Below are 24,709 nucleotides of genomic sequence, written 5' to 3'. Positions count from 1 at the left end.
TTGCAAATGCATAACGGCGCCGCAAGGCGCCGTTTGCTTTATGTCTGCTCAGAGTGTGGCCGAAGTCTTTGGGCGGTTTTGCCTTTTAGCCTTTGGACGAACCGCCCGCTGCCAGGAATTGCGCCAGGCGGGGGCTGCGTGGCGACACCAGCACTTCTTCTGGCGGGCCTTCTTCCTCGATTTGACCTTCGTGCAGATACACCACCTTGCTGGAGACGTTGCGCGCAAAGCTCATTTCGTGCGTAACCACCACCATCGTGCGCCCTTCTTCGGCCAAATTCTGCATAACGCGCAAAACCTCGCCCACACGCTCGGGGTCCAGTGCCGAGGTTGGCTCGTCAAACAGCATCACTTCAGGTTCCAGCGCCAGCGCCCGGGCAATGGCCACGCGCTGCTGCTGGCCGCCTGACAAGAAGGCCGGGTATTGTTTGGCCAGATCGCGCGACAGGCCCACCTTGTCCAGATACAGCTCCGCTTTGGCAATGGCCTGCGCCTTGTCCATGCCCTGTACATGAATGGGCGTGGCGGTAATGTTTTCCAGCACCGTCATGTGGGACCACAGATTGAAGTGCTGGAACACCATGGCCAGGCTGGTGCGCAGGCGCTTGAGCTGTTGTTTATCTACCGCAACCAGTTCATCCGTTTTGGGGTCCAGACGGGTTTTCAGTTCCTCGCCCTTGATGACGATACGGCCGGAATTGGGCGTTTCCAGAAAGTTGATGCAACGCAGAAACGTACTTTTGCCCGAACCACTGGAACCGATCAGGCTGATGACATCGCCCGGCTCCGCGCTGAGAGAGACTCCCTTGAGGACCTCCAGGGAACCATAGCGTTTGTGAATATTCTCGATGAGCAGGTTGGGCATGGAAAACGGTATCGTATTGAAAATAAAAAAGACCGGCGCGACGCGGCAGAGGGGATTACAGCACAGACTGGCCGTCAGGCAAATCATTGATGCTGTGGTTTTCCCGTACAAATCTGTGGGTCTAAACGGATTTGCGCGCATTTCTGGGTTTATGATGCAGTCTTTCCCGCAGCCCTGATCGGGCTAAGGGCGCAGCGCAAGCCGCGTTTTAGCCAAGCTTAGGTGTCCGTTACAGGGGACCTGTTTCTAGAGAGTGTTGTCATGAAAAAAGTGGTCCGTGCCAAGCTGCATGGTATCAAGGTGACCGGTGCCGACTTGAACTATCACGGCTCGATCACACTGGATCCTGAAATCTGCGAACAAGCGGGCATTTTACCCATGGAGTTTGTGGAAATCTGGAATAAGGACAGTGGCGCCCGTATTTCTACCTACGTGATCTTCGGTGAACCCGGCTCGCGCTGTGTGGTCCTGAACGGCGCGGCGGCCCGTACCTGTCAAAAGGGCGACACCGTCATCATCTGCGCAACCGAATACGTGATGAACTCCGAAGACCTGTATTCCCTACGCCCTACCGTGCTGACCTTCACGCCGGAAAACGAAGTGGATGAAGTCATGCACTACGAAGTGGCCAAGACCGCCCAGCGCGATTACGACTTCCGCGTGGTTCGCGACGATCGCCCTCGTGGTGCCGAGCGTCCACTGGCTCGTGTGGATGTGGACGCCCTGTCCGCAGACCTGCGCTCCCGTGGCCTGGATGATCGTGCCATTGCCGACATCCTGTCCTGCCACCTGGCCGATTTCGCGCCTGCGAACCAGAACTGATTGAATGTCACCGGGCCGCATCAGGCCCGCTGATGGCTTTATTGAAAAACGCGGTGTTCACTGCCTCTGGCAGCAAACACCGCGTTTTTTGCTTTAGCCCGTTCGTGGCCCAATGACTTCTGGCGCTCCAGCCTGAATATGGCGTTTCGTGCAGCGCCGTAGTGCCGCGTATCGTCAGTCCACAAGATACCCAGAGCGCTGCGATCAGAGCGCTTGAGTACCTTGTTCATCACGTTCAGCGTCAATATTGGGCGCGCAGTGTCAGCATCACGTTGCGTGGGTCGCCGTAGTAGTTGTAGGCGCGTTCGTGGGCAATATAACGGTAGTACTTCTTGTCGAACACGTTGTTCAGGTTGAGGGTGGCTGAAACCTTGGGCGTGAAGTCGTAGCGCACCATCAGATCAGCCACGGCGTAAGGATTTTGCTCGATACGGATCGTGCCGGCCGTGTTTTCGTACAGGAACTTGGTCTGCCACGTGAAGCCACCCCCCACTGTCCACTGGCGCAACGAGCCTGGCAGGCGGTAAGAGGTAAAGAGCTTGAACATATGTTCTGGCGTGCGCGTGTTGAAGGGCTTGCCCTGGTTGGCCGCATCCTTCACGTACTTGGTGGTGTTGTAGGTATAGCCAGCCGTCAGATTCCAGCCTGTGGCCAGTTCACCTGTCAACTCCGCCTCAATCCCTTCGCTGCGCACTTTGCCTGCGGCAATCGAGCAGTAGTCGCTGGTGGTATAGGGGCACGGTTTGGGGCCGTCCAGATCGGTCTGGGCGCGGTTGGTTTCTTCGATACGGAAGGCCGCCAGCGAAGCCTGCACGCGGCCATCCTGGAATTCACCCTTGATACCCGCCTCGTAGTTGGCACCCACGATGGGCTTGAGCAAGGAGCCGTTGCGATCGATGGCGTTTTGCGGACGGAACACGTCGGTATAGCTGGCGTACAGCGAGTAGTTGTCGTTCAGATCGAATATCAGACCGGCGTACGGTGTGAACTCGCCACTGACCTTGTAGCTCGAGGAGGCCGTGTTGGCGCCGGTGAGCAGATTGGTGCTGTCGCTGCTGTAGTCCCACCAGCTCCAACGACCACCCACGATCAAGGTAAGCGGATCGGCAAGACTTAGACGGGCAGCAGTATAGATGCCCGACTGCTTGGTGGTGGTGGCGGTGCGCGATTCATAAGGCCCAATATTGGGCGGAGGCAGCGAGGTGGGGTCCCAGTTAAAAACATCGGGCCGGATGCTGGCGTATTCACGCAGCGGCACCTGGTCTGTTTCGGTGGGATTGCGGCGCATGTTCGCACCTACTACCAGCTCATGCTTGCGGCCCAGTAAGGAGAATGGGCCCGAGGCGTACAGGTCCACGCTGGTCTGGGTGCGGTTCAGGCTGCTGGCTCGTGCGTAGTTCAGGAGTGGGCCTTGGTGCGTGTTGCGGTCCACGCCCGCGCCCGAGGCGGACAGAAACACCGTGTCTACGTCGTAGTGCTGGCGGTTGGCCGACAGCTTGGTCTGCCAGCCGTTGTCCATCTCCCAGGTCAGGTCGCCGAACACGGTGGTGCTGCGGGTGGCCCGGTGGTTCCAGTCGGCACCCAGGTAAGTGCTGCGTGGCAGTTCGAGATCGCCGCCATCGTCAAAGAAGACGACGCCAGTGCCGTTGGGCGTACCCTTGGTGCGCTGATGATCCACCCCCACGGTGGCCGTGATCGAGGGAGTGAAGTCGTATTGCAAGACGCCATACAGCACTTCCTTGCGTTCCTTGACGTGATCCACGAAGGAGTCGCGGTCGTCGTGCACGGCCACCACCCGCCCGCGCAGATCGCCGTTGTGGTTGAGCGGACTGGAGACGTCGGCTTCCACACGGTAGCTGTTCCACGATCCCACCATCGCGCTGCCGCTGGCGGCAAATTCACGGGTGGGTTGCTTGCGCACCAGATTGAGCGTGCCGCCCGGGTTGCCGGCCCCCTGCAACAGACCCGCCGCGCCGCGTACCACTTCCACACGGTCGTAGATGGCCATGTCGGCGGCCGCTTCCGAGCCGCCTGCACCCAGCGAGACAGGCACGCCGTCAAGCTGTGCCGTATCCAGCGAGAAGCCGCGGATCTGATAGGTTGTGCCCAGCACTTCGCCTTCTTGTACCTTGACGCCGGTGGCCTGCTTGAGTGCGTCATTAAGCGTGAGCAAACCCTGGTCGTCGAGCCGCTGGCGCGTGATCACGCTGACCGACTGCGGGGTTTCACGTGCAGTCAGGTTCATGCGCGTGGCCGAGCTTGCCGATGCGTTGGTGTAGCTGCCTGTGCCTTCGGTTCTGGGATCGAGTCGTCCCCGTACGGTTACGGTGCTCAGCTGGGTGACGTCACCGGCAGGTGCCTCTGGGACTTGGCGCAGATGGTAGCTGCCATCCGAGCTGGCAATAGCAGTCAGGCCAGTACCCGCCAACAGTGCATCTAGCGCGGCCTGGGGCGAAAACGTGCCGGAAACGCCTGGGCTGTTTCTGTCCCTGGCCAGCTCACCGGCTCCAGCGACCAGTACGCCGGATGCGCTTGCAAAGCGAGCCAGCGCTGTGCTCAAGGGGCCTGCTGGAATGCTGTAGCTTTGTTGTTTGGCAGACGCACTATTGATGGTTTGGGCGTGGGCTTGAGGATGCCAGCTTGCCAGGCTCAATGCACCGCTGGCCAGGGCGAGTTGCAGCACGCAGGCCAAGGGGCTTAGTTTGAAACCGGGTCGGAAAAAGTGCATGGCACCAAAAGAGTTCGCCCCGCGGGCGACAGGCTGGGAATAGCCGGGCATGATGAATTCTGCTCCTTGGAAGCGGTGTAGTCGGCGAGAGCGAGCCGGTTTGTGTGTGTCCTGGTCAGATTCTGGTTTTGTGCCAGGAGACGGGTAAAACGATGCCCTCATCAGGTATATCGAACACGCCAAGGAAAAGCGGAACTCGGAAAAGTGGAAATAGCCGGTTTGAAGCATTGGGCCGCTTGAATAGGCCCGTAAACCGGCTTGTCATGCACGGCGGCTGATGCCCGTGAATGTGTGTCTGAATCAAGGTCAGTGCTCGGCCAGTTCAATGCTGACCCACCAGGGCAGGGTTCGTTTGATGCGAATCGGCAGCACCCCCTCCAGCATTCTCAAGGCCCGGTCCGGATCGGTGGAGGGATAGCTGCCAATCACAGGCAGCTGGGCCGCCTCGGGTGAAACGCTAAGGTGGCCGCCGCGATAGCGCTGCAATTCGCGCACGACCTCGATCAAGGGTGTGTTGTCGGTGACGAGGATGCCTTTGGTCCAGCTTTGTCGCTCGGGCAGGACAGCAGTGGTAGCCGCAATCTCGGTACGCGAAAGCTGTGTCTGCTGACCGGCATGGACAATGTGCTGCTGGCGCTTGTTTGCCGTATCCACCTGTACCGCGCCTTGATACACCGCCAGAAAAGTTTCCTGACCGTCCAGTCGCACCGTAAAGCGTGTCCCCAAGGCACGCAGCAAGCCTTGACGGGTTTCGACCAGAAAGGGCCGTGCAGGATCGGCCGCTGTATCGATCAGAATTTCACCCTGAACCAGGGAGAGCAGCCGTTGATTGCCTCGGTAGTCGTGGTTCATTGCAGTGTCGGAGCTGAGCCAAACGGTAGAGCCATCGGGCAAAGTCAGTTGGTGGACTTCACCACGGGCGGTGCGATGCTCGGCTGACCAGGCCATTACTGTGCCGGGCAAGGACGTATGCTGCCAGGCCAGCCAACTGCCCAAACTGCTGCCTGCCAATGTGCCCAGGCCCAGCAGCAATTGGCGGCGGCGTCCCATTCGTCGGTTGGCCAGGCAATAGCTTTGGACGGCAGCCTGGCGGCTGTCGCTGCTTTGGATCGGTTCAAAGCGGCCACTGATGCGCTCTACATACTGCCAGGCCTTGCGATGCTCGGCCTGAGCGGCCAGCCAGCCTTGCCAGCGTTGCTGGTCCTGGGCCGAGGCCTCGTCGGAGCGCAGCAGGGCAAACCATTCGGCGGCCTGCTCCAGCGCGTCAAATGAAGGCTCCAGCGTATCGTCGGGATGCAGTTCGGAGGTGCTCATGGGGGCGGGTAATCAGCGTGGCTCGGGCACGCAGGAGGCCTGATGCACGGGCATGTCAGCGGCGGTATGGCGGGCTTCCAGTTTCAGGCAGCACAGCATGGCCTGGCTAAGATATCGGTGCACCATGCGTGTGGACACGCCCAGCGCCTCTGCAATTTCCCGGTTGCTCATGCCGTCGGCCATGGCCATGAAAAAGGCATTGCCCACTTTGGCAGGCAGGGTGCGCAACATGCTGTCTATCTCTTGCAGGGCTTCCAGCACCAGGGCCTGGTGTTCGGCAGAAGGAACCAGGGCGGCCGGGCGGTTGGCCAGCTCTTCCAGCCAGGCTTGTTCAATCTGACGGCGTCGCCATAAGTCCACGCACATGCCATTGGCCATGAGCCGCAAATACACACGGGCTTCGGGTTCGCTGCCGAATTGACGGGGTTTTTGCAGCAGTCGGACAAAAACGTCTTGGGCCAGATCGGCCGCATCGAAGGAATTACCTAGCCTGCGTCGTAGCCAGCTATGCAACCAGCCGTGGTAATTCCGGTAGAGCGATTCCGTGTCGGGTGAGAAGGCGGCATTGTGCATGATGCGTTCCAGTGGTGCCTGCTCGACCAGAAAAATGGTAGAGAATCGGGCAATGAGAACTGAGAATAATTCTCAATTATCAGAAAAAACCGCCCATTCGGCAAGTTGCCGTGGGCGGTTTTACTGTTGGCATCGCAAGCGATCAGGCCTGATCGCGCCCTTCTTCTACAGCATGACAAGCCACTTCGTGCTGCCCGGTTTGCAGCAAAGCCGGGGCTTCGCGGCGGCAGCGATCATTGGCCAGCGGGCAGCGTGGATGGAAGGTACAGCCCGATGGCGGGTTCAGTGGATTAGGCACTTCACCAGCGACCGGGATGCGGCTTTTGCCCGCTCCGCTCATGTCGGGAATGGCTCCCAGCAACATGCGCGTGTAGGGGTGGCGAGGCTGCGCGAACAAATCGTCGCGTGGCGCAATTTCCACAATCCGGCCCAAATACATGACGCCAACTCGGTCGGCCACGTGATGCACCACGGCCAGGTTGTGTGAGATGAACAGATAGGTCAGCCCCAGTTCGCGCTGCAAATCCTTCATCAGGTTCAGGACCTGGGCCTGCACCGACACGTCCAGCGCCGAGGTGGGCTCGTCACAGACGATGAATTCGGGTTGCAGAGCCAGAGCACGGGCAATGGAAATACGCTGGCGCTGGCCACCGGAGAACTGGTGCGGGTAACGCTGGGCGTCGCTGGGGTTCAGGCCCACTTGCGTCAGCAGCTCAGCCACTTTGGCGTCTTGCTGGGCGCGGCTCATGTCCGTGTGGGTGACCAGTGGTTCGGCAATGATGCGGCCCACGCGCCAACGAGGATTCAGGCTGGCATAGGGGTCCTGAAAAATCATCTGACGGCGTTTGCGCATGGCCTTCTGGCTGGCTTTGTCCATGGTTTTCAGGGACTGGCCATCAAACAGAATCTCGCCGCGTGTCAGCGAATACAGGCCCGTCAGCAAACGGGCCACGGTGGATTTCCCGCAGCCGGATTCGCCTACCAGGGCCAGGGTTTCACCCTTGTTCAAGGTGAAGCTGACGCCATCGACCGCGCGCAGGTTTACTTTGGGTTTGCGGTAGACCAGGCGCTCCAGCAAGGGCGGGGACACATCAAACCAGCAGGCAGCGTCCTTGACCTGGACCAGGGCTTGTTTAGGGGCGCTCATGCGGACTCCTGTGCATGCAGCCAACAGGCCGCCTGTGTTTGTGGGGGAACAGGCATCAGCTCGGGGCGTTCGACCAGGCAGCGATCAAAGCGACGATCACAACGCGGATTGAAGGCGCAGCCGGGCGGGATGGCGTTCAAGCGTGGCATGCTGCCGGGGATTTGCTCCAGACGCTCCAGCCCCGCGTGCAGATTGGGAATGGAACGCATCAAGCCACGGGTATAAGGGTGGCTGGGTTTCTGGATCACATCCTGTACAGGGCCGATCTCGATAATGCGACCGGCGTACATCACGGCCACACGGTCGGCGGTTTCCGCAATCACCCCCATATCGTGGGTAATCAGCATGACCGAGGTGCCTTGCGAGCGACAGAGTTTTTTCAGCAGGTCGATAATCTGCGCCTGAATGGACACGTCCAGTGCCGTGGTGGGTTCGTCCGCCACGATCAGCTTGGGCTCGGCCGCCAGGGCCAGCGCAATCACCACCCGTTGGCGCATGCCGCCGGAGAACTGGTGCGGATAGTGGTCGATACGCTCGCGCGCTGCCGGAATGCCGGTAGCTTCCAGCAATTCGATGGCGCGTTCCTGTGCCTGTTTCCAGGACAGAGGCAGGTGCGTGACGATGGTTTCGGCCAACTGATGGCCCACGGTATAGAGCGGGTTCAGCGAGGTCAGCGGGTCCTGGAAAATCGCGCCAATCTTGCGGCCACGAATCTTGCGCATCTGGTCCTGGTTCAGATTGTCGATGCGCTCGCCTTCCAGCAGGATCTGGCCGCCGCTGATGCGACCGGGGGCATCGAGCAAACCAATAATGGAGGAACCCGTCAGGGATTTGCCGGCACCGGACTCCCCCACCACTCCCAGCACTTCGCCGGGGGCGATGGAAAAGGACACATTATCCAGGGCTTGGAGCACACCACGCCTGGTCGGGAATTCGACACACAGGTCTTGGACAGTTAAGAGTGCAGTCATGGCTTAGCTCAATTTGGGGTTCAGGGCGTCACGCAACCAGTCGCCCAGGAGGTTGACCGACAGCACCAGCAGCACCAGCATCAGGCCAGGGAAAATTGTGATCCACCATTCGCCCGAGAACAGGAAGTCGTTACCGATCCGGATCAGGGTGCCCAGAGAGGGTGAGGTGGCCGGAACGCCGACGCCCAGAAAGGACAGCGTGGCTTCGGTAATGATGGCGGTGGCCAGATGCACGGTGGCCAGCACCAGCACGGGGCCCATCACATTGGGCAGCACATGACTGAACATGATGCGCGGCGAAGACACGCCAATGACGCGGGCAGCCTGCACGTACTCACGGTTTTTCTCCACCAGCGTGGAGCCGCGCACGGTACGGGCATATTGCGGCCAACCGGCCAACGCAATCGCTCCGATCAGCACCGGAAAGGCGACCACATCGTGCATGTTCAAGGGGAACACGGCACGGGCTACACCGTCGATCAGCAAGGCAATCAGGATGGCCGGGAAGGACAGCTGTACATCGGCCACACGCATGATGAAGGCATCCACACGGCCACCGGAGTAACCGGCCAGCAGGCCCAGCACAATGCCGACCACCATGGACAGGGCTACCGAGGCCAGACCGATCAGCAAGGAGGTGCGCGTCCCGTACAACAGGGCCGAATACAGGTCACGGCCCTGGCTGTCTGTTCCCAACCAGTATTGGGGTGAACCGTTTTCCGACCAGGCCGGGGCCAGCAAGGCATCCATCAGGTCGATGGAGGTCAGATCGAAGGGATCGTAAGGAGCCACCCAGCGGGCACCCAGCGCGCCGATAAACAGCAGCAAGGCCATGATGGTGGCCGCAATGGCGACGGGAGAGTGGCGCCAGGACCAGACCAGATCGCTATCCCAGGCGGTTTTCAATTTAGCGAACATATTAGTGCCCCTTGGCGCCCGACAATTGGGTGCGCAGACGTGGATCGACCAGGAAGTACAGCAGGTCTACCAGCAGGTTGATCACAACAAATACCAGGGCAATCAGACAGAGATAGGCCGCCATCACGGGGATGTCGGCAAATTGCACGGCCTGGATAAACAGCAGACCCATGCCCGGCCATTGGAAAACGGTTTCCGTCACGATGGCAAAGGCGATGATGCCGCCCAGTTGCAGCCCCGTGATGGTGATAACCGGCACCATGGTGTTTTTCAGGGCGTGGCCAAAGTGGATGGCGCGTTGCGACAGGCCACGGGCACGAGCAAATTTGATGTAGTCGGCGCGCAGTACTTCCAGCATCTCGGAGCGCACCAGACGCAGGATCAGCGTGAGCTGGAACAAACAGAGCGTGATGGCGGGCAGGATCAAATGCTTGATCCCGTCCCAGCTAAGCAGGCCGGTACTCCACCAGCCAAACTTCAGGACTTCGCCCCGGCCATAGCTGGGCAGCCAGCCCAATTGCACGGAGAAGATCAGGATCAGCAAGATACCGATCAGGAAGGTGGGCAGAGAGATCCCCAGCAATGAAAAGGCCAGAATGCTCTGCGCCATGAACCCATTGCGCTTCAAGGCGGTGTACACCCCTAGCGGCAGGCCTATCAGCAAGGCCAGTATGGCGGCCACCACGGACAGCTCTACCGTGGCAGGCAGGCGGTCTTTCAGTAGCGTGGAAACCGGTTGGGCTTGCCGCAGGGACAGGCCAAATTCGCCTTGTACGGCCTGGGATACAAAGCGTCCGAATTGCACGGGAGCGGGTTGGTCCAGCCCCAGGCTGGCACGCAGTTCCACGCGATCTTGTTCGGTGGCGTCCTGTCCCAGCATGATGGTGACCGGGTCACCAATGTAGCGGAACAGCACAAAAGCCAGAAGGCTGACCGTCAGCATCACCAGAACAGCCTGGATCAGACGGCGAATAATAAATACCAGCATAGGCGGTCTCCTGGTAGAGCGCGAGGATCACTCGCGACCAGTGTCGTCCTTAATGTGTAAAAAGGGCCCGGCAAGGGGGCTGGTGTAGAAACGGATGACTACAGCGTAATGGGAACCAGCCCCGCACGGAGGCGGGGCTGGGGTATGAAAACAACTTAGTCGATGGTGGTCCATTGGGCCAGCATGCGGTTGTCCGCACGATGAATCACGTTGACCTTCTTGGCCATGGCCCAAGGAATGATCTGGTCATGCAGGGGAATGTGGCCCACTTCCTTGGCATGAATTTCCAGAACCTTGTGGATGGCCGCATCGCGCTTGGCGGTGTCGGTTTCGGTCTTGATCTGGTCGATCAAGGCGTCCACTTCGGCGTTTTCGTAGTTACCGAAGTTAAAGGAGCCGTCAGCGCCCTCGCCCTTGCTGTGCATCAGGCTTTGCAGGGTGTAGAGCGCATCAAAGGTTGGAACGCCCCAGCCAAACATGTAGGCGCTGCTGTCGTAGCTCTGAACTTTGGGGAAGTAGGTGGCGCGCGGCATGGCGTTCAGGTTGGCTTTCACGCCGACTTTGGCCCACATGCCCACAATGGCTTGGCAGATGGCTTCATCGTTGATGTAGCGATCGTTCGGGCAATCCAGGGTGAAGGTCAGGGAATTGTCGTAACCGGCTTCTTTCAGCAGTTCCTTGGCGCGGTCCTGGCTGTAAGGCAGGCGCTGGGCCAATTCCTTGGTGTAGCCGTGAACCTGAGGGGCCACCATGGTGCCGGTGGGGGCGGAAGAACCGCGCATCACGGCTTTCTTGATGGCTTCAATGTCGATGGCCACGTACAGGGCTTCACGCACACGCTGGTCAGCAAAGGGGTTCTTGCCCTTGATGCTGCTGTACTTCAGTTCCGGATTCTTTTGGTCCAGACCCAGGTAGATGGTGCGGTACTCGTTGCCTTCCACAATCTTGGTTTGCTGGCGCAGACGCTGCAAGTCCTGCGCAGGCGGGTCCAGAACCAGGTCCACTTCGCCCGACAGCAAGGCGGCGGTACGGGTGGCGTTCTGCTTGATCGGGACGTAGATCACTTCGGTGACATTACCCACCTTGTTGCCCTTGTTCCACCATTCTTCGTTTTCGACAAAGACGGTGCGTACGTCCACTTCACGTGACTTCAGCTTGTAAGGGCCAGTACCGTTGGTGTTGCGAGCCGAGAAGGTTTCTTCGTTCTTGTTGAAGTCCTGGGGCTGGGTCACATTATTCTTTTCCGACCAGGCCTTGTTCATGATGAACACACTGGTCAATTGGCGCAGCAGAACCGGGTTGGGAGCGGCAGTAACAATGTCCACGGTCTTGTCGTCCACTTTTTCAGCCTTGACGATGCCGTTCACGTAGGCCTTGAAGTTGGACGTAGGGGCCATGGCGCGTTGAATGGAGAACACCACGTCATCGGCGGTAAAGGGAGCGCCGTCGTGGAATTTCACCCCTTCGCGCAGCGTAAAGCGCCACACAGTAGGTTCACGTTGTTCCCAGGCCGTGGCCAGGCTGGGCACAATCTGGAAATCCTTGTCGTAGTCCACCAGCGCCTCATAGACATACATGCTGCCTGTGATCGTGAGGTTTTCGTTCTGTGCGTGTGGGTCCAGCGTCATGAAGTCGCCCTGGCTGGACCAGGTAAGCGTTTTGCTGTGGCCCACCAAGGGCAGGGCGACCAGAGCTGCCAGCGCAGCAGCCAATACTGTTTTTTTCATGAAAACCTCCTGTTGGGGTGCTTGGTGTCGCTGATAGAGAGGCTGCATAGTAACCGGGCGCTTGCTGCCGATTCAATACGTAGTTTCAGCCTGCTGTCAGCTTAATGATGTTTAGTGATTTATATCATCCCGGCGCTTATTCAGTGGCTCTCGGTGCACCGCTGACTTGTCGCTATAATGGTGTACATATATACAGTTAACAGGCTGATCAAGGTGGCGGCACAAGAAGAAAAACCTCTGGAGCGGCGTATTGCTCATGTGGATATGGATGCGTTTTATGCCTCGGTGGAGCTGCTGCGCTACCCGCATTTGCGCGGCAGTCCCGTGGTGATTGGCGGGCGCAGTGCTGATGCGCCCAGGCAATTGCCCGATGGCAGCTGGCAACATGCCCGTCTGGCTGATTATGTTGGGCGCGGGGTGGCCACGACTTCGACCTATGAAGCGCGTCAGCTGGGTGTGTTCTCGGCCATGGGTTTAATGAAGGCGGCCCAACTGGCCCCCGATGCCATCTTGCTGCCTGCCGATTTTCAAGCCTACCGCCATTATTCGCGCTTGTTTAAACAGGCCGTAGCCACGGTCTCGGACCATATCGAGGACCGGGGTATCGACGAGATCTATGTGGACCTCAGCCATAAAACCGAAGACAGCCACGAGCTGGCTGAGCAGATTCGACAAGCCGTGAATCAGGCTACGGGCCTGACCTGTTCGGTAGGCATCACTCCCAACAAATTGCTCTCCAAAATTGCCTCAGAACTGAACAAGCCCAATGGGGCCTGTGTGCTGACCATGGACGATGTGCCTACCCGCATCTGGCCGCTGGCCGTGGGCAAGATCAATGGCATTGGTCCCAAGTCGGTCGTGAAACTGACGGAAATGGGCATACAGAAGATCGGGGAACTGGCCGCTACACCTGCAGAAAAATTGCAGGAACATTTTGGCCTGCGCTACGCGCAATGGCTAATGGCCGTGGCTCAAGGCCAGGACGAGCGCCCCTTATCCACCGACCGCACGCCTAAATCCATCAGTCGTGAAACCACCTTCGAGCGTGATCTGCACGTGCGCATGGATCGGTCCCGCCTGTCTGCCGTGCTGGAGTCCCTGTGTGAAAAGCTGGAGCAGGATTTACGCAAATCCGCCATGTGCGCCCAAACCATAGGAATCAAGCTGAAGTTCGAGGACTTCAAAACCGTGACGCGCGACCTGTCCCTGCCCGCTCCCGTGCTGGCGGCGGATGCCATTCTGGCTGCTGCCCGCCAGAATCTGAAACGCGCCGTGCTGGACAGACGCTTGCGCTTGCTGGGTGTGAAAGCCAGCGCTCTGCTGCCCATCAGTGAAATGCCGCAGGAGCAGCCTCGTCAACTGGATCTGGACGGTTTGTTTTAGGCAGGCAGATCTTTGGAAGGCTGCTTGGATGACAGGTTTTATACAAACGCGTCCCGGCGACTCCCACCCCGATACCGTGCAAAGATTTCAGGCTTAAAACGCTTTGGCGCCTGCCAGGGCGCGGATGTGTACCAGAAAAGGGACAATCCACGGCCAGATGGCCATTGTCCCAGGCATAAGCGTCCTGCTGGGGGTGTGCTGCGTTAGAATTAATTGTCCAGCCGCCGGGCTGGTTTATTTTTTCTTCTTTCATTTTCATCAAGGTTTGCCGTTATGGAATTCGATCGGGCCGGTGTACGTGCATTAATGGAAATTACCCAGCGTCCGGAGTTGGTCTTTGTGCGAGGAGAAGGTTCCTGGCTGCAAGATCACAACGGCAAGCGATACCTGGACACCGTCCAGGGCTGGGCCGTGAACGCGCTGGGCCACAGCCCTGCCAACGTGATCAAGGCGATCACCGAACAAGCGTCCAAATTGATCAACCCCTCGCCTGCGTTCTACAACGAGCCCTCTATCGAGTTGGCCAAGCGCATCGTGGAGCACTCCTGCTTTGACCGCGTGTTCTTTGCCAACAGTGGTGGCGAAGCCAACGAAGGCGCCATCAAGCTGGCGCGCAAATGGGGTCAGATCAACAAGAACAACGCTTACAAGATCATTTCTTTTGAGCACTCTTTCCATGGCCGTACCCTGGCCACCATGTCCCTGTCCGGCAAACCCGGCTGGGATCGCATGTTCGCCCCTCAGGTCGATGGCTTTCCTAAAGCCAAACTGAATGATCTGGAATCCGTGCGCGCGCTGATCGACGATCAAACCGTGGGCATCATGCTCGAACCCGTACAGGGCGAGGCTGGTGTTATTCCCGCGACCGTGGAATTCATGAAGGGACTGCGCGCTCTGGCCGACGAGCACAAATTGCTGCTGATCGTGGACGAAGTGCAAACCGGCATGGGCCGTACCGGCACCATGTTTGCCTACGAACACTCGGGCATCCGTCCTGACATCATGACTCTGGGTAAAGGCATTGGTGGTGGTGTGCCTTTGTCGGCACTGTGTGCCCGCGAAGAAGTGTCCTGCTTCCAGCCAGGCGACCAGGGCGGTACCTACAACGGTAACCCCCTGATGACCGCTGCTGGCGTGGCCGTGTTCGACGAACTGGCTGCTCCTGGCTTCCTGGCTTCGGTCAACGCCCGCGCCAAGCAGCTGTCCGAAGGCCTGCTGGCCATCAGCGCCAAGTGGGGCATGAACGGTGAGCGTGGTGAAGGCCTGCTGCGTGCTCTGATCCTGGATCAGGACGACGGCCCGGAAATCGTCGCTGCTGCCCGCGACCGCGCTCCAGAAGGCATGCTGCTGAACTCGCCACGTCCTAACCTGCTGCGTTTCATGCCAGCCCTGAACATCACGGCCGACGAAATCGACCTGATGCTGGCCTGGCTGGACGAAATCCTGGTCAAGGTTCGCGGCTAAGCGGCCAGCTTGCTGTACAGAAATCCGCCTTCGGGCGGATTTTTTTTGGTCTTGAGAGGCTGCAGACGTATGTGGGTAGCACCGCGCTGCTAACTTGAAACGCGCATGAAATATCACAAATGCCATCGTTGGCAGTATTTAGTTTATTTTCAAAAATAATATAAATATCAATAACTTGAAGTAATTTTATCCAGCAGTTAGCCAGCATAAGTAAATGATTGTTCTGTTGTGGTGCCAGGGGAATGGAGTCGATGTAATAGAAGCTTCCAAGATTTGCCTGCAAGCGCAGGCCCACCCCGTGAGGCACTGTTTACCATGCTCCAGCAACTGTCCAAACTCATCGTAGCTAGTGCCCTTGTGCTGGCTGTTTCTCCGGCCATTGCCGCCGATTCTTTACGCATTGGCGTGGTGCCGGGCGCCTATGCCGATTCCATCAATGCCGCGGCCCAGGATGCCAAGGCCCAAGGCATTAATGTCGAGGTGATCGAGTTCACCGACTGGACCACGCCCAATGTGGCGGTGGATAACGGCGATATTGATATCAATTACTTCCAGCATCAGCCTTTCCTGAAGAACGCCATCGAGAAAAACGGCTACAAGCTGGCCAGCGCGGGCACGGGTATTTTGGCCAATGTGGGAGTGTATTCGCTCAAGCATCAGGCGGTGGACCAGGTCCCTCAGGGCGGCAAGGTAGGCATTGCCAACGACCCCGTGAACCAGGGGCGTGGTCTGCTCTTGCTGCAAAAAGTCGGGTTGATCAAGCTCAAGCCAGAGGTCGGTTATCTGGGCAGCCTGGATGACATTGTGGAGAACCCCAAAAGGCTCAGCTTTGTGGAAGTAGAAGGCCCGCAGCTGGTGCGTATTACGGGTGATGTGGATATTGCCCAAGGCTATCCGCATTTCATCGTGGCGGCCAAAGCCTTTGATCCTTCCAGTGGTCTGGCCTACTCCGGTATTGAAGATGCGCAGTTTGCCATTCAGTTCGTGGTGAAAGCGGACCGTACCAACGATCCTGTCATTCAAAAGTTCATTTCCATCTATCAAAACTCGCAGTCTGTACGTGACGTGTCGCGTGCGGCATTCAATAACGACGAACGCCTCTACACCCTGGCCTGGCTGAATACCCAAGGAGAGGCGAAATAATGGCTGCGATCTTCTCCTCTCGCCTGCAGCGTTGGGCGCTGGGCATTCTGTTTGCCGCTGCCCTGCCGTTCAGCAGCTCTGCCGCCGTGATCAAAGTGGGCTCCATTCCCGGTGCAACCTCGGATGCGGTGCAAGCGCTGATCCCGGAAGGCAAAAAGCAGGGTCTGGATATTCAGTTGGTGGAATTTACGGATTGGACGCTGCCCAACGAGGCCGTCAACAACGGCGATATTGATGTGAATTTCTTCCAGCACCAAGCCTTTCTGAACAATGCCATCAAAGAGCGTGGTTACGACCTGGAACTGATTGGTCTGGGCTTGCTGCAAAACATTGGCCTGTACTCGAACAAGTATCAGTCTCTGGACCAGGTTCCCAAGGGCGCAACCGTGTCCTTGCCGAATGATCCGGTCAATCAGGGCCGTGGCCTGTTGCTGCTGCAAAAAGCGGGCCTGATCACCTTGCGTCATGGTCTGGATACCGGAGCCACGGTCAATGATGTGGTGGACAACCCCAAGCAGCTCAAGCTGGTGGAAATTGAAGGCCCGCAACTGATCCATTCCTTGCCGGATGTGGATTTGGCTGTCGTCTGGCCCAGCTATTTCGTCAGCGCTGGCCGCAAGGCGGATGCGGGCAAGGCCCTGGTCTATTCCGGCATTGCCGACACCTTTTATGCAATGGGTTTTGTCACGCGTAAAGACCGCGTCAACGACCCTGCCCTGAAACAGTTCGTGGAGCTGTTCCAGCAGTCGCAAGCGGTACGCAACACGATTGCAGACCGCTTTGATCACAACCCCCATCTGTACACCTTGCCCTGGCAAGGCAGCAGCACAGCGAGCAAGTGATATGGCATACACATCAGCACTACGGCGTAATTTGGACGAGCTGCGGGACACCGCCGAACAGGCCGCAGGACAGCGCGAGGTTCATAAGGCCAGTGCGTCTGCCAAAGCGGAACTGGAACAGCAACCCAGCGTCGTCAAGGCAGGCAGCGTGGCTTTTCGCAATCTGTCCAAAATCTATCAGTCTTCGGCAGGCGCCGTGCCTGCCTTGCAGGACATTGATCTGGACATCGCGCCAGGCAGCATCTTCGGCATTATTGGCCGTAGCGGCGCGGGTAAATCCAGCTTGCTGCGCACCATCAACCGGCTGGAGCGCCCGAGCAGCGGCCAGGTACTGGTGGATGGCGTGGATATTGCCCACTTGAATGAATCGGAACTGGTGCAGCTGCGTCGCCGCATCGGCATGATTTTTCAGCACTTCAATTTGTTGTCTGCCAAAACGGTGTACGAGAACGTGGCTTTGCCCTTGAAGGTGGCCGGGGTGTCGGCACAAGACATTGCTCAGCGTGTTCAGGAACTGCTGCAACTGGTCGGCTTGCAAGATAAGGCCGATACCTATCCCAGTCGTTTGTCGGGTGGGCAAAAGCAGCGCGTGGGCATTGCTCGCGCCTTGGCAACCGGCCCGGAGATTTTGCTGTGTGACGAAGCCACTTCGGCGCTGGACCCGGAGACTACGCAATCCATTCTGAGTTTGCTCAAGGACATTAACCGCCGTTTGGGTATCACCGTCGTACTGATTACGCACGAGATGAGCGTGATCCGTGAAATTGCCGACCGCGTGCTGGTGCTGGAAAAAGGCCGCATTGCCGAGCTGGGCGAGGTCTGGCGCGTGTTTGGCAAACCGCAGCATGACGCCACCAAGGCACTGCTGGCACCTTTGCAGCACACACTGCCGGAGGACTTGCAGGCATGTCTGGTACAGCAGCCTCCTAAAACTGGCACGTACAGCCGCATCCTGCAATTGAGCTATAGCGGCGAAGGTGGCTGGGAGCCGGATTTGCTGCGCATTGCCCGCAGCCTGCCCGGCCAGCCGCAGCTGGTTCATGGTGGCGTGGACCGCATTCAGGGCCATGCACATGGACGTTTGCTGGTCGCCATTGAGGGGCATGTGAGCCTGCCCGATTTGACATCTTTGACGCAAGGCCCGGCGGCCATCGCGCATCACATTGAGGACATTGGATATGTTGTGGAATCTGAGTATCCCCGCTGAGCGTTATTGGCAGGCTTTTCTGGACACGTTGATGATGGTGGGCGTGTCTGGGGGCATTGCCTTTCTGGCCGGTATTCCGCTGGCAGTGCTCTTGATTGTGACGGCCCCCCATGGCTTTTGGGAGTCGCCCAGGATCAACCGGGCGGTGGGTAGCGTGGTCAATGGTTTCCGGGCCACGCCCTTCATTGTTTTGCTGGTTGCGCTGATTCCTTTCACGCGCTTGCTGGCAGGCACCACGATTGGGGTGTGGGCGGCCATTGTGCCCTTGGCAATCAGCGCCACGCCTTTCTTTGCCCGTATTGCCGAGGTCAGCCTGCGCGAGGTGGATTCGGGCCTGATTGAAGCGGCTCAAGCCATGGGCTGCAAGAAGTGGGACATCGTGCGCCACGTTTATTTGCCCGAGGCACTCCCCGGCATTGTGGGTGGCTTCACCATCACCATCGTGGCCTTGATCAGCTCGTCTGCCATGGCGGGTGCAGTTGGTGCCGGTGGCCTGGGTGACTTGGCAATCCGCTATGGCTATCAGCGTTTTGACACGCAGGTGATGTTGATCGTGATTGCCGTGTTGATTGCTTTAGTGACTGTGGTGCAGTTTGCCGGCGACCGCTACGTGCAATGGCTGCGAGCTCGTTGATCCGCACTTAGCCAGGGGTTGACGCTGCGCGTAATGGCGTCGCCTTTGCGGTGAATGTGATGTTTTTTATTTGCTCGAACGACCTGTCTTGAGCCGTGACGCAGGTGCTGGAAGCTGCGTCTATCCCTACCGTTTTTAGTCATTGAAAAGAGTGCCGTATGAATGATCGGATTACTCAGGGCGGAGCTTTGCCCCAAGCATCTGCAAAGCCGCGTCTGCCCTTGCCCCCCCAACAGCCGCATGTGATTGGCAGTGAAGCCGAAGCCCTCGCCATTGCCCGGCAATTGGCTGCTGAATTTGCCCAAACTGCTGCCGAGCGCGATCGCCTGCGCCAGCTTCCCTGGGACGAGATAGAGCGCTATACCGCCAGCGGCTTGGGTGCCATCACTATTCCCAAAGCCTATGGCGGCCTGGAAGTTTCCAATGAAACGCTGGTACAGGTTTTTGCCATCATCAGCGCGGCTGACCCTTCTCTGGGGCAGATCCCGCAAAACCATTTCGCGCTGATCCAGAACCTGCAAGACACCGGCACTGAATCTCAAAAGCAGCGTTGGTTCAAGGCGGTGCTGCAAGGCGCGCGTTTAGGTAATGGCGGGCCGGAAAAAAAGGGCAAGGCAGCGGTGATTACCGACATCACTGCCCATCTTGCTCGGGCAGCGGATGGCCGCTTGTGCGTTAGCGGCACACGCTTTTATTCAACCGGGGCCTTGTTCGCCCATTGGATTCCTTTCCGGGCTGCGGATGAGCAAGGCCGTGGCGTACAGGTCTGGGTGCGTCGTGATGCGCCCGGCGTGCAGGTGATTGATGACTGGAACGCTTTTGGGCAACGCACCACCGCCAGTGGCAGTGTGGTGTTCGAGCAGGTCCTGGTCGAGGAAGACCATGTGCTGGAAAGCTGGCGTTTTGTGGACAAGCCTTCCCTGTCGGGTCCTATTTCTCAACTGATTCAAGCCAGTATTGATGCCGGTATCGCTCAGGGGGCCTTGCAGGATGCACTGGAATTTGTCCGTAATCGTGCGCGCCCCTGGACCGATTCGGGTGTGGCCAGTGCCACGCAGGACCCTCATATCATTCAGGAAGTCGGGGCCTTGCAGATTGAGGTGGATGCCGCTCAGGAAGTTTTGCTGGAGGCAGCGCGTTTGCTGGATGAGTTGGCCGCCAAGCCCGTGGATGCAGACAGCAGCGCCCGTGCTTCCGTGGCTGTTGCCGAGGCCAAAATCCTGACGACGGAAGCCGCCTTGAATGCCAGTGAACAGCTCTTTGCCTTGGCCGGCTCGTCGTCCACCCGTGCGGCTCATAACCTGGATCGCCACTGGCGCAACGCCCGCGTGCACACCTTGCATGACCCGGTGCGCTGGAAATATCACTTGCTGGGTAATTACCTGCTCAATGGCGCCTCGCCGTCTTATCACCAATGGAACTGAGGCCATGACAACACAGCTTTCTACATCCGTACACATCATCCAGTCCGAGGCCGAAGCGCTGCAAGCCGCCGAGCAGTTTGCACAATCCATTGCCCACCATGCGCTGGAGCGTGATCGCGATCGTATCTTGCCGCATCGAGAGGTGGAGCAATTCAGTCAAAGTGGCTTATGGGGCATTACGGTCCCCAAAGAATACGGCGGCGCGGGCGTTTCCGCCGATGTGCTCACCCGTGTCGTGCAGCGCATTGCCCAGGCCGACGGCAACTTTGGCCATATCCCGCAAAACCACTACTACGCCTTGGAAGTGTTGCGCGTGGGGGCGACGCACGAGCAAAAAGCCTTTTTCTACGATCAAGTGCTGCAAGGCAAACGCTTTGGCAATGCATTGGCAGAGATCGGCAAGAAGGACTTTGTCCGTCGCACGCAGTTGCTGAAAGAACCCGATGGCTGGTTTGTGGATGGCCGCAAATTCTATTGCACGGGCTCGCTGTTTGCACACTGGATTCCCACGCTGACGACCTCGCCTGATGATGGCCGCCTGTATCTGGTTTTTGTACCGCGTGGGGCTGCAGGCGTCATGCTGACAGACGATTGGGACGGCTTTGGCCAACGTGTCACAGGCAGTGGGTCGGTGGAGTTCACGCGTGTTCCTGTGCAGCCGCAATGGGTTGTGCCGTTCACGGATTCCTTCGAGCGTCCGACCACCATTGGCCCCTATGCCCAGATCATCCATGCAGCACTGGATTTGGGCATAGGCCAAGGGGCTTTTGCGGCCACCTTGCCCTTTATCCGCGAGCACAGCCGCCCCTGGATTACCGCTGGCGTGGACAGCGCCGCACAGGACCCCTTGCTGCTGCAGGAGGTGGGCAATGTGCATGTGCGTTTGCGTGCCGCGCAAGCGCTACTGGCCCGCGCCGCCCGCTTTGTGGACGCCGCCCAGCAAGCACCGGATGAGGACAGTGTCGCTCAGGCCTCCATTGCCGTTGCGCAGGCCAAGGCTTTGGCGACCAGTGCCAGTGTGCTGGCAGGCAGCAAGTTATTTGAACTGGCAGGCACCAGCGCTACGCAGGCCCAGCATGGGCTGGATCGCTACTGGCGTAACGCCCGAGTCCATACCTTGCATGACCCGGTGCGCTGGAAGTACCACGCCATTGGCAATTACGCCCTGAATGGAGTGCGCCCGCCGCGCCATGGTGCTTTGTGATGCCACCTGGAAAGCTGTGTTTGGGCATGGCTGCAGGGGTGAGGAAGCGTTGCGCAGTATGGCTCAAAGCATGTCAGTAAATACGTTCCAGCAAGACACATATGCGCTTCGATATGGCCTGTTTTCCAGGCCACAGATCTTTCTCTTTTATCTGGATGTTGATTGATGACTATCTCGAAGATTTTGAAAAAACTGACGGCGTTTAGCCTGGTTTCTACTGCTGTTTTGTTGAGCAGCACAGCGACCGCTGCGCCATTGAAAATCGGCGTTGTTCCCGGCATTTTTGCGGACTCGGTAGCCGTTGCCGCGCAGGAGGCCAAGAAGCAGGGTGTGGATGTGCAGGTGATCGAATTTACCGATTGGGCCACACCGAATGTGGCGCTGGATGCGGGCGATATTGATCTGAACTACTACCAGAACAGTAATTACCTGGCCAATGCCGTGCGCGACAAGGGCTTCAAGCTGGTCAGCGTGCAGCCGGGCATTTTGTCTTACCTGGGCCTGTATTCCCTCAAGCATGCCACGTTGGCTGATTTGCCCGATGGCGCAAAAGTGGCAATTGCCAGTGACGCCGTCAACGTAGGCCGTGGGCTGCGCCTGTTGCAGCATGCAGGTTTGATTACGCTGCGCCCCGAAACCGGCTTGCTGGGCACTCCCGATGACATTGTTGCCAACCCCAAGAACCTGAAGTTTGTAGAAGTGGAAGGCCCGCAATTGGCACGTGCCACGCAGGACGTGGATCTGGCTCAAGGCTTTCCGTATTTCATCCTGGCCTCCAAAGCCTTTGATGCTACGAAAGCCTTGTCCTTGACCAGTTACGAGGACGACTCCTGGGCGATTCAGTTTGTGGCCCGTAGCGACAAGACGAAAGACCCGCGCATTGCCCAGTTCCTGGAGGTCTACAAAACATCGCCTGCGGTGCGCGAGGCAATCGATCAGTTCTACCAGGGCGAGAAAAAGCTGTATCGCCTGACCTGGTTGCCGCATTAAGCAAGGAGAATGCCCCATGACGCAGCCCAAGAAACACATCCATATCAACGCTTTCAACATGAATTGCGTCGGCCACATCCACCATGGTTTGTGGACGCATCCGCGTGATCAATCCACGCAGTATCACACTCTGAAGAACTGGACGGATCTGGCCCAAACGCTGGAAAAAGGCTTGTTCGACGGCATCTTTCTGGCGGATGTGGTCGGCTATTACGACGTTTACCAGCAAGGTGTGGACTTGACGCTGCGCGAGGGTATTCAACTACCGGTGAACAACCCCTGGCTGCTGGTCTCGGCCATGGCAGCCGTCACGCAACATATTGGCTTTGGTCTGACAGCGTCAGTGGCGGCGCATCACCCTTACACCTTCGCACGCGATGTCAGCACGCTGGATCAGCTAAGCAATGGCCGCATAGGCTGGAACATCGTGACTGGCTATGTGGATAGCGGGGCGCGGGGTTTGGGGCAGGATGGTCTGGATGCACACGATAGTCGTTACGACCGGGCCGAGGACTTTCTGCAATTGGCTTACAAGCTGTGGGAAGGCAGCTGGGAAGATGGCGCGCTGATTGCCGACAAGCAGCGTCGTATCCATGCTCTGCCCGAGAAAGTGCATACCGTGCATCACGAAGGGCCGTTTTATCGCAGCAATGCAATTCATATGAGCGCGCCCTCTCCTCAGCGCACGCCTCTGCTGTTCCAGGCAGGCACTTCGGCGCGGGGGCTGCAGTTTGCCGGGCAACATGCTGAAGGGGTTTTCATCGGTGCGCGGGACCCGGAAGCGGCCAGGGACTCGTCCCGCAAGCTGCGTCAGGCAGCGGTCAATGCGGGACGGCAAGCGCAGGACCTGAAGATTTATGCGGGTGTAGCGGTCGTTACGGGTGCTACGGAAGCCGAGGCTAAAGAGAAGTATGCCGACTATCTGGCCCATGCCAGTTCCGAGGGCGGCCTGGCGCATTTTGCGGCCAGTACCGGCGTGGACTTTGCCCAGTATGACCTGGATGAACCCATCAGCTTTGGCCCCAGCAACGCGATTCAATCCGCAGCGGCCGCAGCCCAGAAACAAGGCTGGACGACGCGCCGCAAGCTGCTGGAGCAATTCACGCTGGGTAGCCGCTACAAAACCATTGTGGGCGACCCGCAGCAAGTGGCGGATGCGCTAAGCACCTGGATTGATGAAGGCGAGATCGACGGTTTCAATCTGACCCGCATCGTTGTGCCTGAAACCTGGGAAGACTTTGCCAGCTACATCGTGCCCGAGCTGCAAAACCGGGGCCGCTATCGCACGGCCTATGAAGGTGGAACCCTGCGCCAGCAATTGTTTGGACAAGGAGATCGGGTATCTGCCACGCACCCTGCCGCGCAGTGGCGGCATTTGGTGCCCGGTTCGACCCCGGAGGCGGGATCGGATGAGGCGGCTACCTCTGCCTTGCAGGCAAGCTGATTAAGGCGAGAAAGAGCCAGTATCTGCTGCGTTGGATCATTTTTTACGACCCCTTTTTTAAGGTCAGGATCATGTTGTTTGCCCGTTTTTCTATTCGTGCCGTGTTTGCCTTGGCAGCTTTGAGCCTAGCGGGTCATGTGTCTGCTGCTGCATTGAAAATCGGCGTCACGCCCGGCTCTTTGGCCGATTCTGTTGCCGTGGCAGCCAAGGAGGCCAAGAAACAGGGCCTGGAGGTCGAGGTGATTGAGTTCACCGACTGGACCACGCCCAATACGGCCTTGGCCTCCGGGGATCTGGATTTGAATTACTTCCAGCATCAGGCTTTCCTGGACAATGCCGTCAAGGAAGGCGGCTATGCCATTGAAAGTGTGGCTTATGGTTTATTGCCTAATATTGGCTTGTATTCCAAGCAGTATTCGTCCTTGGATGCGCTGCCCGAAGGCGCTTCTGTTGGGGTGGCGAGTGACCCGGTGAATCAGGCGCGCGGCCTGCTGCTTTTGCAGACGGCTGGCCTGATTCAGCTGCAAGAGGGTGTGGAGGCACGTGCCTCGATTCATGATGTGACGGCCAACCCCAGAAAGCTGCGCATTGTGGAAGTCGAAGGGCCGCAATTGGTGCGCGCAGCCGATGACCTGCCCTTGGTCCAAGGCTATCCAGCCCATTTTGTGAACGCCGGGCAGGCCGAGCTGGCCAGCAAGGCCTTGCAGTATTCCACGGTGGATGATCTGTACTACGCGATTCGCTTTGTGGCTAGAAGCGGCCATAGAGATGATCCGCGCATACGCCAGTTTGTGGATCTTTATCAAAACTCCCCTGCCGTGGCCGCGCAGATCGACACGTCTTTTGCGGGAGACAAGAAGCTGTATGCCTTGCCGTGGAAGACGGCGGGTCATGCCTCCATTACGCAGGTTCCTTGAGGGC

At 58.4% G+C, this 24,709-nt stretch carries 22 protein-coding genes; 13 read left to right on the top strand and 9 right to left on the bottom strand.

Annotated elements, in window-relative coordinates:
• Positions 1–85 precede the first annotated feature (85 nt).
• On the bottom strand, positions 86–865 hold the full coding sequence (locus MID00_RS07630) for an ABC transporter ATP-binding protein (RefSeq protein ID WP_009461219.1): 780 nt from the start codon (positions 863–865) through the stop codon (positions 86–88).
• On the opposite strand from MID00_RS07630, the gene MID00_RS07625 reads away from it, so the two are divergent.
• Positions 864–1,043, top strand: a complete 180-nt coding sequence (locus MID00_RS07625) for a hypothetical protein (RefSeq protein WP_021447139.1) — start codon at positions 864–866, stop codon at positions 1,041–1,043. The two genes, MID00_RS07630 and MID00_RS07625, sit on opposite strands and share 2 nt — an antisense overlap.
• 83 nt (positions 1,044–1,126) lie before the next feature.
• Positions 1,127–1,687 (top strand): aspartate 1-decarboxylase, encoded by a 561-nt coding sequence (gene panD / locus MID00_RS07620; RefSeq protein WP_009461218.1) that lies wholly within the window; start codon positions 1,127–1,129, stop codon positions 1,685–1,687.
• A gap of 241 nt (positions 1,688–1,928) precedes the next feature.
• Here panD and MID00_RS07615 read toward each other — a convergent pair whose 3' ends face one another.
• From MID00_RS07615 to MID00_RS07580, 8 genes are all read right to left on the bottom strand, one after another.
• Positions 1,929–4,466: a TonB-dependent siderophore receptor gene (locus MID00_RS07615; RefSeq protein ID WP_254500121.1), complete on the bottom strand. Its 2,538-nt coding sequence runs from the start codon at positions 4,464–4,466 to the stop codon at positions 1,929–1,931.
• A 255-nt stretch (positions 4,467–4,721) separates the two neighbouring features.
• Positions 4,722–5,729 (bottom strand): FecR domain-containing protein, encoded by a 1,008-nt coding sequence (locus MID00_RS07610; RefSeq protein WP_254500120.1) that lies wholly within the window; start codon positions 5,727–5,729, stop codon positions 4,722–4,724.
• 12 nt (positions 5,730–5,741) lie between these two features.
• Complete coding sequence (locus tag MID00_RS07605) at positions 5,742–6,302, bottom strand: sigma-70 family RNA polymerase sigma factor (protein ID WP_254500119.1); 561 nt, start codon at positions 6,300–6,302, stop codon at positions 5,742–5,744.
• Between the two features lie 142 nt (positions 6,303–6,444).
• Positions 6,445–7,449, bottom strand: coding sequence for an ABC transporter ATP-binding protein (locus MID00_RS07600; RefSeq protein ID WP_035269334.1), 1,005 nt, complete (start codon positions 7,447–7,449; stop codon positions 6,445–6,447).
• On the bottom strand, positions 7,446–8,420 hold the full coding sequence (locus MID00_RS07595) for an ABC transporter ATP-binding protein (RefSeq protein ID WP_254500118.1): 975 nt from the start codon (positions 8,418–8,420) through the stop codon (positions 7,446–7,448). The genes MID00_RS07600 and MID00_RS07595 overlap by 4 nt, the downstream gene beginning before the upstream one ends.
• 3 nt (positions 8,421–8,423) lie before the next feature.
• Positions 8,424–9,338 (bottom strand): ABC transporter permease, encoded by a 915-nt coding sequence (locus MID00_RS07590; protein ID WP_009461211.1) that lies wholly within the window; start codon positions 9,336–9,338, stop codon positions 8,424–8,426.
• Between the two features lies 1 nt (position 9,339).
• A complete protein-coding gene (locus tag MID00_RS07585; protein WP_009461210.1) occupies positions 9,340–10,326 on the bottom strand; it encodes an ABC transporter permease in 987 nt (328 codons plus the stop codon).
• Between the two features lie 155 nt (positions 10,327–10,481).
• Complete coding sequence (locus tag MID00_RS07580; RefSeq protein ID WP_254500117.1) at positions 10,482–12,053, bottom strand: ABC transporter substrate-binding protein; 1,572 nt, start codon at positions 12,051–12,053, stop codon at positions 10,482–10,484.
• A gap of 264 nt (positions 12,054–12,317) precedes the next feature.
• Between MID00_RS07580 and dinB the strand changes: the two genes are divergently transcribed.
• The 11 genes from dinB to MID00_RS07525 all read left to right on the top strand — a co-directional run bounded on the left by dinB (position 12,318) and on the right by MID00_RS07525 (position 24,705).
• On the top strand, positions 12,318–13,436 hold the full coding sequence (dinB, locus tag MID00_RS07575; protein WP_060186641.1) for a DNA polymerase IV: 1,119 nt from the start codon (positions 12,318–12,320) through the stop codon (positions 13,434–13,436).
• A gap of 273 nt (positions 13,437–13,709) precedes the next feature.
• A complete protein-coding gene (locus MID00_RS07570) occupies positions 13,710–14,900 on the top strand; it encodes an acetylornithine transaminase (protein ID WP_035269332.1) in 1,191 nt (396 codons plus the stop codon).
• A 315-nt stretch (positions 14,901–15,215) separates the two neighbouring features.
• On the top strand, positions 15,216–16,043 hold the full coding sequence (locus MID00_RS07565; RefSeq protein ID WP_254500116.1) for a MetQ/NlpA family ABC transporter substrate-binding protein: 828 nt from the start codon (positions 15,216–15,218) through the stop codon (positions 16,041–16,043).
• Complete coding sequence (locus tag MID00_RS07560) at positions 16,043–16,885, top strand: MetQ/NlpA family ABC transporter substrate-binding protein (RefSeq protein WP_254500115.1); 843 nt, start codon at positions 16,043–16,045, stop codon at positions 16,883–16,885. Before MID00_RS07565 ends, MID00_RS07560 begins: the two co-directional genes overlap by 1 nt.
• A 1-nt stretch (position 16,886) precedes the next feature.
• Positions 16,887–18,092 carry a methionine ABC transporter ATP-binding protein gene (locus tag MID00_RS07555; protein WP_254500114.1) on the top strand — a complete coding sequence of 402 codons (1,206 nt, stop codon included), beginning with the start codon at positions 16,887–16,889 and terminating at the stop codon, positions 18,090–18,092.
• Positions 18,064–18,726: a methionine ABC transporter permease gene (locus MID00_RS07550; protein WP_026483900.1), complete on the top strand. Its 663-nt coding sequence runs from the start codon at positions 18,064–18,066 to the stop codon at positions 18,724–18,726. Before MID00_RS07555 ends, MID00_RS07550 begins: the two co-directional genes overlap by 29 nt.
• Before the next feature lie 158 nt (positions 18,727–18,884).
• Positions 18,885–20,150 carry an SfnB family sulfur acquisition oxidoreductase gene (locus MID00_RS07545; protein ID WP_009461202.1) on the top strand — a complete coding sequence of 422 codons (1,266 nt, stop codon included), beginning with the start codon at positions 18,885–18,887 and terminating at the stop codon, positions 20,148–20,150.
• A 4-nt stretch (positions 20,151–20,154) separates the two neighbouring features.
• Positions 20,155–21,354, top strand: a complete 1,200-nt coding sequence (locus MID00_RS07540; protein WP_254500113.1) for an SfnB family sulfur acquisition oxidoreductase — start codon at positions 20,155–20,157, stop codon at positions 21,352–21,354.
• Between the two features lie 165 nt (positions 21,355–21,519).
• The gene (locus MID00_RS07535; RefSeq protein ID WP_254500112.1) at positions 21,520–22,344 is read left to right on the top strand and encodes a MetQ/NlpA family ABC transporter substrate-binding protein; all 825 of its coding nucleotides are present in this window, start codon (positions 21,520–21,522) and stop codon (positions 22,342–22,344) included.
• Between the two features lie 16 nt (positions 22,345–22,360).
• Complete coding sequence (locus MID00_RS07530) at positions 22,361–23,788, top strand: LLM class flavin-dependent oxidoreductase (protein WP_254500111.1); 1,428 nt, start codon at positions 22,361–22,363, stop codon at positions 23,786–23,788.
• A gap of 71 nt (positions 23,789–23,859) precedes the next feature.
• The gene (locus MID00_RS07525; RefSeq protein WP_254500110.1) at positions 23,860–24,705 is read left to right on the top strand and encodes a MetQ/NlpA family ABC transporter substrate-binding protein; all 846 of its coding nucleotides are present in this window, start codon (positions 23,860–23,862) and stop codon (positions 24,703–24,705) included.
• Positions 24,706–24,709 lie beyond the last annotated feature (4 nt).

The sequence above is a fragment of the Alcaligenes sp. NLF5-7 genome (assembly GCF_024266725.1).
GTDB classification, from domain to species: domain Bacteria; phylum Pseudomonadota; class Gammaproteobacteria; order Burkholderiales; family Burkholderiaceae_B; genus Alcaligenes; species Alcaligenes phenolicus.
The sequence above is the reverse complement of the archived record's forward strand: the minus strand, read 5'-3'. Positions and strand labels throughout refer to the sequence as shown.

What these genes read in the sequence shown, in the direction of transcription:
- MID00_RS07625 (WP_021447139.1), top strand. Translation starts at nt 864, where the DNA reads ATGGAAAACGGTATCGTATTGAAAATAAAAAAGACCGGCGCGACGCGG.
- MID00_RS07630 (WP_009461219.1), bottom strand. Translation starts at nt 865, where the DNA reads ATGCCCAACCTGCTCATCGAGAATATTCACAAACGCTATGGTTCCCTG.
- panD (WP_009461218.1), top strand. Translation starts at nt 1,127, where the DNA reads ATGAAAAAAGTGGTCCGTGCCAAGCTGCATGGTATCAAGGTGACCGGT.
- MID00_RS07615 (WP_254500121.1), bottom strand. Translation starts at nt 4,466, where the DNA reads ATGCCCGGCTATTCCCAGCCTGTCGCCCGCGGGGCGAACTCTTTTGGT.
- MID00_RS07610 (WP_254500120.1), bottom strand. Translation starts at nt 5,729, where the DNA reads ATGAGCACCTCCGAACTGCATCCCGACGATACGCTGGAGCCTTCATTT.
- MID00_RS07605 (WP_254500119.1), bottom strand. Translation starts at nt 6,302, where the DNA reads ATGCACAATGCCGCCTTCTCACCCGACACGGAATCGCTCTACCGGAAT.
- MID00_RS07600 (WP_035269334.1), bottom strand. Translation starts at nt 7,449, where the DNA reads ATGAGCGCCCCTAAACAAGCCCTGGTCCAGGTCAAGGACGCTGCCTGC.
- MID00_RS07595 (WP_254500118.1), bottom strand. Translation starts at nt 8,420, where the DNA reads ATGACTGCACTCTTAACTGTCCAAGACCTGTGTGTCGAATTCCCGACC.
- MID00_RS07590 (WP_009461211.1), bottom strand. Translation starts at nt 9,338, where the DNA reads ATGTTCGCTAAATTGAAAACCGCCTGGGATAGCGATCTGGTCTGGTCC.
- MID00_RS07585 (WP_009461210.1), bottom strand. Translation starts at nt 10,326, where the DNA reads ATGCTGGTATTTATTATTCGCCGTCTGATCCAGGCTGTTCTGGTGATG.
- MID00_RS07580 (WP_254500117.1), bottom strand. Translation starts at nt 12,053, where the DNA reads ATGAAAAAAACAGTATTGGCTGCTGCGCTGGCAGCTCTGGTCGCCCTG.
- dinB (WP_060186641.1), top strand. Translation starts at nt 12,318, where the DNA reads ATGGATGCGTTTTATGCCTCGGTGGAGCTGCTGCGCTACCCGCATTTG.
- MID00_RS07570 (WP_035269332.1), top strand. Translation starts at nt 13,710, where the DNA reads ATGGAATTCGATCGGGCCGGTGTACGTGCATTAATGGAAATTACCCAG.
- MID00_RS07565 (WP_254500116.1), top strand. Translation starts at nt 15,216, where the DNA reads ATGCTCCAGCAACTGTCCAAACTCATCGTAGCTAGTGCCCTTGTGCTG.
- MID00_RS07560 (WP_254500115.1), top strand. Translation starts at nt 16,043, where the DNA reads ATGGCTGCGATCTTCTCCTCTCGCCTGCAGCGTTGGGCGCTGGGCATT.
- MID00_RS07555 (WP_254500114.1), top strand. Translation starts at nt 16,887, where the DNA reads ATGGCATACACATCAGCACTACGGCGTAATTTGGACGAGCTGCGGGAC.
- MID00_RS07550 (WP_026483900.1), top strand. Translation starts at nt 18,064, where the DNA reads ATGTTGTGGAATCTGAGTATCCCCGCTGAGCGTTATTGGCAGGCTTTT.
- MID00_RS07545 (WP_009461202.1), top strand. Translation starts at nt 18,885, where the DNA reads ATGAATGATCGGATTACTCAGGGCGGAGCTTTGCCCCAAGCATCTGCA.
- MID00_RS07540 (WP_254500113.1), top strand. Translation starts at nt 20,155, where the DNA reads ATGACAACACAGCTTTCTACATCCGTACACATCATCCAGTCCGAGGCC.
- MID00_RS07535 (WP_254500112.1), top strand. Translation starts at nt 21,520, where the DNA reads ATGACTATCTCGAAGATTTTGAAAAAACTGACGGCGTTTAGCCTGGTT.
- MID00_RS07530 (WP_254500111.1), top strand. Translation starts at nt 22,361, where the DNA reads ATGACGCAGCCCAAGAAACACATCCATATCAACGCTTTCAACATGAAT.
- MID00_RS07525 (WP_254500110.1), top strand. Translation starts at nt 23,860, where the DNA reads ATGTTGTTTGCCCGTTTTTCTATTCGTGCCGTGTTTGCCTTGGCAGCT.